Origin of the sequence: uncultured Brevundimonas sp. (assembly GCF_963974615.1) — a bacterium.
Taxonomy (GTDB): domain Bacteria; phylum Pseudomonadota; class Alphaproteobacteria; order Caulobacterales; family Caulobacteraceae; genus Brevundimonas.
The window spans coordinates 1-11,334 of the sequence record NZ_CAXBDH010000014.1 but is presented as its reverse complement, the minus strand read 5'-3'; the positions used below and the strand labels follow the sequence as shown (position 1 = coordinate 11,334).

9 protein-coding genes are annotated in these 11,334 nt (G+C 67.1%); 4 read left to right on the top strand and 5 right to left on the bottom strand.

Annotated features, from left to right (window positions below):
• Positions 1-23 precede the first annotated feature (23 nt).
• The gene (locus AAC050_RS10805; RefSeq protein ID WP_339915095.1) at positions 24-1,028 is read right to left on the bottom strand and encodes a WYL domain-containing protein; all 1,005 of its coding nucleotides are present in this window, start codon (positions 1,026-1,028) and stop codon (positions 24-26) included.
• Positions 1,029-1,117: 89 nt separating this feature from the next.
• On the opposite strand from AAC050_RS10805, the gene AAC050_RS10800 reads away from it, so the two are divergent.
• The gene (locus tag AAC050_RS10800; protein ID WP_339915094.1) at positions 1,118-1,360 is read left to right on the top strand and encodes a hypothetical protein; all 243 of its coding nucleotides are present in this window, start codon (positions 1,118-1,120) and stop codon (positions 1,358-1,360) included.
• Between the two features lie 6 nt (positions 1,361-1,366).
• Here the strand turns inward: AAC050_RS10800 and AAC050_RS10795 are convergent, their stop codons facing one another.
• Complete coding sequence (locus tag AAC050_RS10795) at positions 1,367-2,914, bottom strand: carboxylesterase family protein (RefSeq protein WP_339915093.1); 1,548 nt, start codon at positions 2,912-2,914, stop codon at positions 1,367-1,369.
• 117 nt (positions 2,915-3,031) lie between these two features.
• Between AAC050_RS10795 and AAC050_RS10790 the strand changes: the two genes are divergently transcribed.
• Both AAC050_RS10790 and AAC050_RS10785 read left to right on the top strand, forming a co-directional pair.
• Complete coding sequence (locus AAC050_RS10790) at positions 3,032-4,555, top strand: HWE histidine kinase domain-containing protein (protein WP_339915092.1); 1,524 nt, start codon at positions 3,032-3,034, stop codon at positions 4,553-4,555.
• Positions 4,552-4,926 carry a response regulator gene (locus AAC050_RS10785; protein WP_339915091.1) on the top strand — a complete coding sequence of 125 codons (375 nt, stop codon included), beginning with the start codon at positions 4,552-4,554 and terminating at the stop codon, positions 4,924-4,926. The genes AAC050_RS10790 and AAC050_RS10785 overlap by 4 nt, the downstream gene beginning before the upstream one ends.
• A gap of 20 nt (positions 4,927-4,946) precedes the next feature.
• On the opposite strand, the gene AAC050_RS10780 is transcribed toward AAC050_RS10785, so the two are convergent.
• The 3 genes from AAC050_RS10780 to AAC050_RS10770 form a co-directional block, all read right to left on the bottom strand.
• Entirely contained in the window at positions 4,947-6,533 is a 1,587-nt protein-coding gene (locus tag AAC050_RS10780) for an NAD(P)/FAD-dependent oxidoreductase (protein WP_339915090.1), read from the bottom strand.
• Positions 6,530-7,738 carry an imidazolonepropionase gene (hutI, locus tag AAC050_RS10775; RefSeq protein WP_339915089.1) on the bottom strand — a complete coding sequence of 403 codons (1,209 nt, stop codon included), beginning with the start codon at positions 7,736-7,738 and terminating at the stop codon, positions 6,530-6,532. The genes AAC050_RS10780 and hutI overlap by 4 nt, the downstream gene beginning before the upstream one ends.
• A gap of 154 nt (positions 7,739-7,892) precedes the next feature.
• Positions 7,893-8,780 (bottom strand): agmatinase family protein, encoded by an 888-nt coding sequence (locus AAC050_RS10770; RefSeq protein WP_339915088.1) that lies wholly within the window; start codon positions 8,778-8,780, stop codon positions 7,893-7,895.
• 738 nt (positions 8,781-9,518) lie between these two features.
• On the opposite strand from AAC050_RS10770, the gene hutU reads away from it, so the two are divergent.
• Positions 9,519-11,186: a urocanate hydratase gene (gene hutU / locus AAC050_RS10765; protein WP_339915087.1), complete on the top strand. Its 1,668-nt coding sequence runs from the start codon at positions 9,519-9,521 to the stop codon at positions 11,184-11,186.
• Positions 11,187-11,334 lie beyond the last annotated feature (148 nt).

Genomic DNA, 11,334 nt, shown 5'->3' with positions numbered 1-11,334 from the left:
GACAACGGTTTGGGCCGACAGCGTCAGCCGCCGCTCTCCGTCTGTGTCGCCCGCTCCAGAGCGCGCCCGGCCGCCGCCAGTTCCCCGGCCATCACGGCCTTCAACCGCTGTGGCGCGACGATCGCCACCCGCTCGCCCCAGCTGAACAGATGCCAGGCCAGTTCGCGCATGCCGCTGGCGCGGAAGCGCACGATCACCGATCCGTCCGCCTCATCCGCCAGCGTCTGGGTCGGATGCCAGCGCCAGGCCCGGGCCTCGTCCGCCCCTTCGGGCGTAACCCGCAGCACCACATCCTCGATCTCGTCCTGATAGATGCCGAACGACTGGCTGGCGAAGGCCTGCAGGTCGAAGTCGGCGGGCGGGGCGGCGATCCCGTCCAGGGCCTCGACCGCGCTCATCCGGTCGAGGCGAAAGGTCTGGATGCGGCCGCTTTCCCGGTCAGCCCCGACCAGATAGTTGGCCCGGCCGAACATCACCCCGCACGGGGCCACGCTGCGGCGCCGCGCCTCGGCTCCCGGTCGCGAATAGGTGAAGCCCAGCGGCCGCCCGGCCAGGACCGCGCCGCGGATCTCGGCCAGCACGGCCTCGTCCGCCGACGGTCGCGGCCCGGCCTGAACGGCGATGGTCTCGGCCCGGATCAGCGCCTCGAGATCGGGGGCCAGCCGGTTCAGCGTGGTCGAACGCATCGCCGATTTGAGCTTGCGCTCCAACCCCTCCAGCGCCGCAGCCCGGCCCGGCTCCCCGGCCGTCCGCAGGCCCTGGGCCGCCTTGGTCAGTTCAACCAGTTCGGTCGTCGTCGGGGCCTGTTCAAAGGCAGAGAGCCCGCCGCGGATACGCCAGCGCTTGCTCGGCGGATCGGACACCTCCTCCACCGCGGGAAACAGCATCAGCACCGCGTCACGCATGCGCTCGGCCGTGCGCCGTCCGACCCGCATTTCCGTCGCCATCTCGTCGAGGGTCAGCCCCTCGGCACTGGCCGCCATATGCCGGGCCAGATCGATGACCATCGCTGCCTTGTCGTGTCTCATCGGCTCGCTCGATCCAATACGTCCGTTTCTGGCGCAACACTGTCGCAAAGTAGGCTCATCAGCAAGCCACCCCGCTTCAGGAGTTCCCCATGGCCCGCGCCTTCGCCCCCCACGCCGCCGTCTCGGCCAATCGCTATCTGATCGTGCCCTGCGAGGCCGACGGCTGTTCCGACCTCGCGGTCATCTGGGACCGGCTGGAAGAGCAGGTCGTCGATGTCATCGATGCCGCCGCCAGTGCCCGTTACTCAGACGAAGATGCCCTGTGGGACGAGTTCCGCGCCGCCGCGGCCGAACCCGCGCCACAGGCCGAACCGTTCCGCCTGGCCGCCTGATCGCAGCTAGCGGGTCCGGGCGTAGAAGGCCTCGATCAGGTCCAACCGGTCGGCAAAGGGTACCGCCATAGCCACAGGACCGTCATTGCTGAACATCAGCAGTCGCCCCCGGGTGGCCCGGTATTCCGGCCAGACGGGTCGTCCGCCCCCGTTCGGGTCACCGGTCGTCGCAAATCCGGTCCAGTAGTCCGCCATCACCGTCGCCGCCCGCTGGTCCCGCTCCTCTACCGCCCAGGACGAGGCGGACAGATTGTCGAACACATAAGGCCGTTCGGACGCGTGGGTGGCCCCGGCGTGGGGTTCCGGCATGGCGGCCGACACCACATCAAAACGATAGAGAAAGGTCGGATTGCCCGCCCGGGCGTGCAGTCGCGCCAGTTGCCGGGCCGGTTCGTTGAAGGCCAGGTCGCTGACCACATGGGCATTGTAGCCGTCCTCGCCGCCATAGGCGGTCAGGAAGGCGGCGCGTTCCTCCGACGTCAATGCGTCGTCGATCTCGCCATAGGGGCTGAGCTCGGACGGCTTCATCCACCAGAACTCGGCGCTGTTGGTGCCGATGATCAACGGGACCGGTGCCTGCAATCCGGCCGCAAAGGCGGGCTCCACATCCTCGTCGATCAACCCGCCGCCATCGGACCCGTCGATAATCAGCAGATCCCCGCCGTAGAAGCTGGGTGCGGGCGTCAGAAAAGCCTCGGCGGGAACGGCGCGCAACTGGTCGACGGTCGCATCCGCCAGTCCCAGCGACGCCGCAAACGCCGCACCCCGCGCTTCCAGCGACGGCCGCCCGGCCTGGCCCGTGAACACCGGCGTGCCCTGCTCCCGGCCCAGCCCCGACTGCACCACGGCCCGATGAAACAGCCCGCGCGCCGGTTCGGCGATCATCAGACGCAGAACCGCCGCCCCGCCGGCGGACTCCCCGAAGATGGTAACCTTGCCCGGATCGCCACCGAAGGTCGCGATATTGTCCCGCACCCATTCCAGACTGGCGATGATGTCGGCCAGCCCGTAGTTGCCGACCAGACCCTCACTGCCCGCCTCGGCGCTCAGGGCCGGATGGGCAAAGAACCCCAGCCGCCCCAGCCGGTAGTTGATCGTCACCACGACCACGCCGCGCCGGGCCAGGGCCGCCCCGTCATACAGGGCCGCCGTGCCGGACCCGTTGTTCAGCCCGCCGCCATGGACCCAGACCATGACCGGCAGCGGCCCTTCGCGCTCCTCGGGAGCCCAGACGTTCAGGGTCAGGCAGTCCTCACTCATCGGCAGGGGCCCGACCCCGGGGTCGCCGCCGGACGGCGGCTGGATGCAGATCGGACCGACGACCGACGCGTCCCGTATTCCCGACCAGTTCACGGGCGGCTGCGGCGCTTTCCACCGCAGCAGCCCCACCGGCGGGGCGGCATAGGGAATGCCCTTGAAGGCGAGGCCCCCCGCCTCGACCTGACCGGTCAACTCCCCCTGCCCGATCCGGACTCGCGGCCGCATCTCGGTGGACTGGGTGTCAGCTGGGACCATGAGAAATAATACCGCGGCGATCAGACTGGCGAAAACCATGGCCTGACCCTAGCCCAATTGCGCGATCTGACCCAGACGACGGCGGTCGACCAAAATCATCACCCGATCAGTGAACCATTCGCGCCGATCGAACGTTCAGGCGGGGACAGGTTGAGGGTGGCATTGAAAGAACTGGCGAAATCAGGTGCACTGGCGGTCGATCTGGCCGCCGTTTTTGATGCCTCACCCAATCCCTACATGGTGATCACCCCGACCTTCGAATTCGCGGGAATGAACCAGGCCTATCTCGATGTGACCGGCAGCACCCGCGAGGCGCTGCTGGGCAAGAACCTGTTTGAGATGTTCGATGCCGGCCCGACAGACGAGGGGCAGGAAAACAATCGCCAGCTTCGCGCGTCGTTCGAGAGGGTCCTCAAATCGGGTGAACCCGACCATCTGGCCCTGATCCGCTACGCGATCCCGACGGTACTGCCGTCGGGTGAGACTGTGCTCAAGGAACGCTTCTGGTCGGCGACAAACACGCCGATCCGCGATGCGTCAGGCGAGATAATCTATATTCTGCAACATACGACCGACATCACCGAACTCGAGGTGTTACGTCGGCAGGCCGCCGGTCGGGAAGCCCGTTCAGCCGTCGATAGCGTGCTCAGCGGCAAGGTCCTGGCCCGGGCGGAACACGTTCAGCAGGACAACCGGCGCCTCCAGACCGAACGCAATCGCCTGCTCGAAATGTTCATGCAGGCCCCGGGTTTCGTCGCCGTAGTATCCGGGCCGGATCACGTATTTCAGATGTGCAACACGGCCTATGACCATCTGGTTGGAAATAGAAAAATCGTGGGAAAACCGGTTGTTGAAGCTGTGCCAGAAGTCCGGGAACAGGGATTTATTACCCTGCTTGACCGGGTACGCCAGACCGGAGAACCCCTTGAAGGTCGCGCTGCCCCGGTCAGGTTGCGCCGGACAGCCGACGGTCCGCTCGAAACCCGGTATCTGGACTTCATCTACCAGCCGATCCGGGATGATGCCGGTGAGGTCGTCGGCATTTTCGTTCAGGGTCACGAAGTCACCGACACCGTTCTGGCCGTAAAACGGCAGAAATTGATGATCGATGAACTGAACCACCGCGTGAAAAATACCCTGGCCACGGTTCAGTCCATCGCCGTGCAGACAGCCCGGACCCATGCCGATCCGCACAATTTCGCGGATGCATTCCAGGCCCGACTGCTGGCCCTGTCCCATACCCATGACCTGTTGACCCGCAGTCACTGGGAGGGAGCTGAACTCCACGCCATTCTCCAGCACGAGACCGAAGCACACGGGTTCCAGCGGGTGCTGCTGAACGGCCCGGCGGTGGCCCTGGCTCCCACCACGGCGCTGGCCCTGGGGATGATCTTTCACGAACTGGCCACCAATGCCGCCAAATTCGGAGCCCTGTCCGCTGCGGAAGGACGGGTTCTGGTCGACTGGTCCGTCTCCGGGCTCGAGGACAGGGAACTCAAGCTATCATGGCAAGAGATCGACGGCCCGCCGGTAACCCCACCGAAACGCCGGGGTTTCGGTAGTCGGCTGATAGAGCGCAGTGTTCGTCACGATCTGGCCGGAGCCATTGACTTCAGCTATCTGATGGCTGGATTCAAGGCAGAAATCTCGATTCCACTGACACAGGGAGAAGCGGCATGACTACAGCAATGAACGGTCGTCGTGTGCTGATCGTCGAAGACGAATCTCTTGTCGCCATGCTGCTTGAGACCATCCTTGAAGACATGGGCTGCATCCCGGTCGGTCCTGCCTCCAGCGTCGATGAAGGTTTGACCCTGGCCGAAAGTGAAACGCTCGACGGGGCCCTGCTCGACGTCAACGTCGCCGGCGTCCAGGTCTTTCCGGTCGCCACCGCGTTGAGGGAACGCGGCGTGCCCTTCGTCTTCTCGACCGGCTATGGCGAAGGCGGTTTGCCGGAAGAATGGCAGGGCCAGCCGACCATCCAGAAACCCTTCACCGAGGCCAGCATCCGCGACGCCCTGATGAAGGCCATGGGCGTCAGTCTGGTCTGACGCCCCAGCGGAATATCGCATCAGCGCCGTCTGACGTCCTTCAGCACCGCCCGGGCCGCATTATGCCCCGGCGCGCCGGTGACCCCGCCGCCCGGATGGGCTCCCGATCCACACAGATACAGGCCCGGCACCGGCATCCGGTGATCGGCATGGCCCATGACCGGCCGGGCGCTGAACAGCTGATCCAGACCCAGCTTGCCGTGGAAGATGTCGCCGCCGACCAGACCAAACCGCCGTTCCAGATCCTTCGGGGTCAGGGCCAGCCGCCCGACCACCGAGGCCTTGAAGCCAGGCGCGTAGCGGTCGACCGTCTCGATCATCAGATCCGCGACCGTATCCCGGTGTTCGTCGGCCAGCGTCGGGTCGACATGCTGGCAGAACAGGCTGGCCACATGCTGTCCGGCCGGAGCCAGACTGTCATCCAGCGTCGACGGAATCAGCATTTCGACGATCGGCTTTGATGACCAGCCGTTCAGCCGCGCCTCGGCATGGGCCCGGTCCATATAGGCCAGGCTGGGGGCCATGATGATCCCGGCCGTATGGTGGTCCCCCGCCTCGGGCAGGGCCGTGAACGTCGGCAGCTCGGACAGGGCCACATTCATGCGGAAGGTGCCGGAGCCGGACGCATAGTTGCCGATCCGCTCCTGAAAATCGGCGGGCACCACCGCCGGATCGACCAACCGGTCGAACAGCAGCCGCGGATGCAGGTTCGACACCACCGCCCGGCCCCGCACCGTGTCGCCGGCCTCGGTCACCGCCCCGACGGCCCGGCCCTTTTCCGTCAGCACCGCCGCCACCGGCGCGTCCAGCCGGATGTCGACCCCGACCCCGGCACAGGCCTTGGCCATCGCCTGGGTGATCGACCCCATGCCGCCGATGGCGTGACCCCAGACGCCCTTGCGGCCGTTCACCTCGCCGAACACATGGTGCAGCAGCACATAGGCCGAGCCGGGCGTATAGGGACTGGCGTAGTTGCCGACGATACTGTCGAAGCCGAACAGGGCCTTGATCGGATCGCTCTCGAACCAGCCGTCCAGCCAGTCCCCGGCCGATTTGGTGAACAGGTCCAGCAGGTCGCGCTGCCCGGTCACATCCAGACCGGCCACACGACGCCCGATCGATCCGGCCTTGAGCATCTCAGGCAGGGCCGCCAGCCAGCCACCCTCGACGACGTTCGGCGGGGCCTGCAACACCAGATCACGAAGAATGGCCGCCACCGTCTCCAGCCGCGTCTCATAGGCCCCCAGCCGTTCGGCATCGCGGACCGAGAAGCGCGCCACCTCGGCCTTGGTCCGCCCCTCCCCCGCCGTGAAATAGCGCCCGTCGTCCAGCGGCAGGAAGTTCGACATGCGTCGCTCGACCACCTTCAGACCGTGCCCGGCCAGGTCCATGTCGGCGATGACCTTGGGGTTCAGCAGGCTGACCGTGTAGCTGGCGGTGGAGTTGCGAAAGCCCGGGTGGAATTCCTCGGTCACCGCGGCCCCGCCGACGACGTGACGGCGCTCCAGCACCGTGACCTTCAGACCGGCCTTCGCCAGGTAATAGGCACAGACCAGTCCATTGTGGCCGCCGCCAAGGATGACGATATCGGTTGTCGTGGTGGTCATGGTTGCTCCGGCCAGCCATTGAAATAACGCGAGAAAAGCAGCGGTTTGCCCAGCCAGTAACAGAGTTCGGCCGGTCGTTCGACCTGCCAGACCGCCAGATCCGCGACCTTGCCGGTCTCGATCGTGCCGATCTCCGCCTCCAGCCCCAGCGCTTTCGCCGCAACCCGCGTCGCCCCGGCCAGCGCCTCCTCCGGCGTCAGGCGGAACTGCACGCAGGCCAGGTTCAGCGCCGCCGTCATCGAGGCCAGCGGCGAGGTGCCGGGGTTACAGTCAGTCGCCACCGCCATGGCCACCCCATGGTCCCGCAACAGCTGAACCGGCGGCGGCGTGGTCTCGCGCAGCATCAGATAGGCCCCGGGCAGCAACACGGCGACCACGCCTGCCTGCGCCATCGCCTTCACTCCGGCCTCGGTCGTGTGTTCGATATGGTCGGCCGACAGCGCCCCGTACCGCGCCGCCAGCGCCGCCCCACCGCCGTCGGACAGCTGGTCGGCATGCAGCTTGACCGGCAGGCCCAGGTCCCGCGCCTTGTCGAACAGCCGCGCCACCTCCTCGACCGAAAAGGCGATCGGCTCGCAATAGGCATCGACCATGTCGACCAGCCCCTCGGCGTGGGCCGCGGGCAGGATCTCGTCCACCGCCAGATCGACATAGCGCCCGCGATCCGCCTTCCACTCCGGCGGCACCGCGTGCAGACCCAGATAGCTGGTCCGCACCCGCACATTCGTCTCGGCCCCGATACGCCGGGCGACGCGCAGCATCTTCAGCTCGCTCTCGCGGTCGAGGCCATAGCCGGACTTGATCTCAACCGTCGTCACCCCCGTCGCGGTCAGCCCGTCCAGCCGGGTCATGGCCGAGTCGAACAGTTGCTCCTCCGACGCCGCCCGCGTCGCCGCGACGGTCGAGACGATCCCGCCCCCGGCCCGGGCGATCTCTTCATAGGTCGCCCCGCCCAGCCGCTGTTCGAACTCGCCCGAGCGATCCCCGCCGAACACCAGATGGGTATGACAGTCGATCAGCCCCGGCGTGACCCACATCCCGCCCAGCCGGTCGGTCTCTGTCGCGTCATGGTCGGGCAGATCGGCCCGCGCCCCGACCCAGACGATCCGCCCCTCGCGGATCAGGATCGCCCCGTCCTTGATCGCCCCATAGGGTTCGCCGCCCGCAACCATGGTGGCGATGTGACAGTCGATCAGAAGTCTCATGACCCTCTCCCGGCGGGAGAGGGCTTGAGCGCACGAGCGCGCAGCGATCGTCCTTGCGCGAAAGGGTGAGGGGTCACGGTGCAAAGACGGCGACTACCGTACACCCTCTCCCCTGCCCCTCTCCCCATGGGAGAGGGGTTCTGAATGCGCCCGCTCATCGCGACGCAAACCCGGCCAGCAGTTCGCACAGCCAGCGCCCGGCGGTCAGCGAGCCCAGATCGCCGATCTCCAGCGACGGGTCGTATTCGGTCAGGTCCACGGCCTTCACCTTCGGATGGGCCCCGATCACCCGGGTGGCGTCAAAGAAGTCATGCACGCTGATCCCGCCCGGCCGTGCGCCCGGCGAGGTCGGCCACTGGCTGCGGTCGATCACATCGATGTCGAAGTCGACGAAGATCACCTCGACCAGAGCCGCCAGCCGCGCCAGCTCCTGTGCCACCACGACTGCGGTGCCCAGTTCGCGGCACTCCCGCGCCGTCCGCACCGAAATCCCCGCCGCCTTGGCCTTGTCGTGCGCCCGTTTGGTATTGGCGAAGGGGGCCAGGCCGATCTGGCTGATGCGTGCCCCGTCGAGGCCGTCCTCCAGCAGGGCCTGGACCGGATTGCCGTTGGTCAGGCCCTGATCGGTGTCCCTCAGGTCGAAATGGGCGTCCAGCGTCAGCAACCCCGACCGCGCCAGCCCGATCCCGTGCACGCCGGGCCGGGTGATGGCGTTGTTACCGCCGATCAGGATGGTCAGCGCCCGCGACTCCTGATTCGCCACCGCCTCACGCACAGGCTCGAAAGCCTCCGCCGGCGTGACCGCCTTCAGCGGCACATCGCCCGCATCGTGGACGCGCAGGTCCAGCGCCTCGCCCGTCTCCACATCATAGGTCGAGAAGCGCGGCAGCACCGCCCGCAGCGCCTTTGGCCCCAGATCACACCGTCCCGGCGTCAGCGACCGTTCATTCAGCCCGGCCCCGATCAGGGCGACGTCGGCATAGGGATGATGGCCGAGAAGATCGGCGACGGAGGGCCAACCGAGCGCGTCTGAGTCTGTCATCCGCCCACATAACCCCTTCTCCGCCCGAGGGTCGAGAATGGCGGCACCGCCTTGTCCTCCCGGGTGTTCGCAGCGATCCCCCTCTTGCTTTCGTCATCCTCCGGCAAGCCGCGCCTGCGCGGCGCAGACCGGGGGACCCAGCGGCGCGCGATAGCGCGATCTGTTCAGGCACGATGCGACGGATAGATTTCGCGATCGCTGACGCGACCGCGCCGCTGGGTCCCCCGGTCTCGGCTGCGCCTCGCCGGAGGATGACGACAGCAGGGCGATGCGAGGTGTTTGCCAACAATCCCCCTATTGGCGCTCCCCAATCCCCTTCCCCTTCAACCCCCTGACCTTTTCCACGCCCCAATTTCCCGCCCTGGTCCCGGCCCGTGCCAGACTCCGACCGTCCCGTCGCAAGGAAGGGCCGCCTGGCCTGCGACCTGGTGTGTGGCGGGAGTGGGGGAGCGGGGTCAGGGTCGGGCGAGGATACCCCGGCCGCTCCGGGACCGGGTCACAGGCCCGGCCCCGCCCGCGGCGATCGGTGCGGCTAGGCGGTAAGACCGTTGCCGACCGCAAGCTCGTCGAAAATCTCCACGCGGAGCGTCAGCCTTCGTCGAAACGGTATTTTTTCAGTTCAACCGGGCGAAGGCCCGGCGCTCCGCCTGCCCTTCCATATCGTCGTCAGATCGGCGCGGACGATGCCCCATGTCCGCTTCGTTGTTCCCCTGTGGGAGAAGAGGCTATGAAGCCGCCATGACGATTCAACAAACCCCGAACACCCGCGTCATTCGTGCGCCCCGTGGCCCCGAGATGACGGCGAAGACCTGGGCGGCCGAGGCGGCCCTGCGTATGCTGATGAACAATCTCGATCCCGAGGTGGCCGAACGGCCCGAGGATCTCGTAGTCTATGGCGGCATCGGCAAGGCCGCGCGCGACTGGCCCAGCTTCGATCGCATCGTCCACGAACTGCGCGAACTCGAGCCCGACGAGACCCTGCTGGTCCAGTCGGGCAAGCCGGTCGGCGTGTTCCGCACCCACGTCGACGCCCCGCGCGTGCTGATCGCCAACTCCAACCTCGTGCCCAAATGGGCGACCTGGGAGCATTTCAACGAGCTCGATCGCAAGGGTCTGATGATGTACGGCCAGATGACGGCCGGGTCGTGGATCTACATCGGCACCCAGGGCATCGTTCAGGGCACCTATGAGACCTTCATGGAGGCCGGCCGCCAGCACTATGGCGGCGACTGGACCGGCCGCTGGATCCTGACCGCCGGCCTTGGCGGCATGGGCGGGGCCCAGCCGCTGGCCGCGACCATGGCCGGGGCCTCCTGCCTCGCCGTCGAATGCCAGCGCAGCCGGATCGAGATGCGTCTGAAGACCCGCTACCTCGACGTCATGGCCGAAAGCCTCGATGAGGCCCTGGCGCTGCTGGCCAAAGCGAAAACAGACGGAAAAGCCATATCGGTCGGCCTGTTGGGCAATGCAGCGGATGTTCTGCCTGAACTGGTCCAGCGCGGCGTCCGCCCCGATCTGGTCACCGACCAGACCAGCGCCCACGACCTGATCAACGGCTATCTGCCCCAGGGCTGGACCGTGGCCGAGTGGGAGGACAGACGCGTCTCCGACCCCGCCGCCGTCACCGCCGGGGCCACCAGCTCCATCGTCGAACACGTCAAGGCCATGCTGGCCTTCCAGGCCATGGGCATCCCGACCACCGACTACGGCAACAACATCCGTCAGGTCGCCTTCGACGCCGGGGTGAGCAACGCCTTCGACTTCCCCGGCTTCGTCCCCGCCTATATCCGCCCGCTGTTCTGCCGTGGCATCGGCCCGTTCCGCTGGGCCGCCCTGTCCGGCGACCCGGCTGATATCGCCAAAACCGATGCGGCGATGAAAAAGCTGTTCCCCGACAACGCCGGTCTGCATCGCTGGATGGACATGGCCGCCGAACGCATCGCCTTCCAGGGCCTGCCCGCCCGCATCTGCTGGATCGGCCTCGGCGACCGCCATCGTGCCGGTCTGATGTTCAACGACATGGTCGCTTCGGGCGAGCTCAGCGCTCCGATCGTCATCGGCCGTGACCATCTCGACTCCGGCTCGGTCGCCAGCCCCAATCGGGAAACCGAATCAATGATTGACGGTTCCGACGCCGTGTCCGACTGGCCCCTGCTGAACGCCCTGCTCAACACCGCCTCGGGGGCCAGCTGGGTCTCGCTGCATCACGGCGGCGGCGTCGGCATGGGCTATTCCCAGCATTCGGGCGTGGTCATCGTCGCCGACGGCACACCCGAAGCCGCCAAACGGCTGGAGCGCGTCCTGTGGAACGACCCGGCCACCGGCGTCATGCGCCACGCCGACGCCGGCTATGACATCGCCAAGGAGGCCGCCCGCGAACACGGCCTCAACCTGCCGAGTCTCTAGAGCCCTTCCCCCTTGATGGGGGAAGGGTTGGGATGGGGGTGAAACGGTGGCCATATAGGCACCGCTCTCTCGCAGCCCGGACCTTCCTTCGGCGGCCGATCGGGCCCGCCGCCCCCCCCCCCCCCCCCCCCCCCCCCCCCCCCCCCCC

What these genes read in the sequence shown, in the direction of transcription:
- hutI (WP_339915089.1), bottom strand. Translation starts at nt 7,738, where the DNA reads ATGAGACTTCTGATCGACTGTCACATCGCCACCATGGTTGCGGGCGGC.
- hutU (WP_339915087.1), top strand. Translation starts at nt 9,519, where the DNA reads ATGACGATTCAACAAACCCCGAACACCCGCGTCATTCGTGCGCCCCGT.
- AAC050_RS10795 (WP_339915093.1), bottom strand. Translation starts at nt 2,914, where the DNA reads ATGGTTTTCGCCAGTCTGATCGCCGCGGTATTATTTCTCATGGTCCCA.
- AAC050_RS10785 (WP_339915091.1), top strand. Translation starts at nt 4,552, where the DNA reads ATGACTACAGCAATGAACGGTCGTCGTGTGCTGATCGTCGAAGACGAA.
- AAC050_RS10800 (WP_339915094.1), top strand. Translation starts at nt 1,118, where the DNA reads ATGGCCCGCGCCTTCGCCCCCCACGCCGCCGTCTCGGCCAATCGCTAT.
- AAC050_RS10780 (WP_339915090.1), bottom strand. Translation starts at nt 6,533, where the DNA reads ATGACCACCACGACAACCGATATCGTCATCCTTGGCGGCGGCCACAAT.
- AAC050_RS10805 (WP_339915095.1), bottom strand. Translation starts at nt 1,028, where the DNA reads ATGAGACACGACAAGGCAGCGATGGTCATCGATCTGGCCCGGCATATG.
- AAC050_RS10770 (WP_339915088.1), bottom strand. Translation starts at nt 8,780, where the DNA reads ATGACAGACTCAGACGCGCTCGGTTGGCCCTCCGTCGCCGATCTTCTC.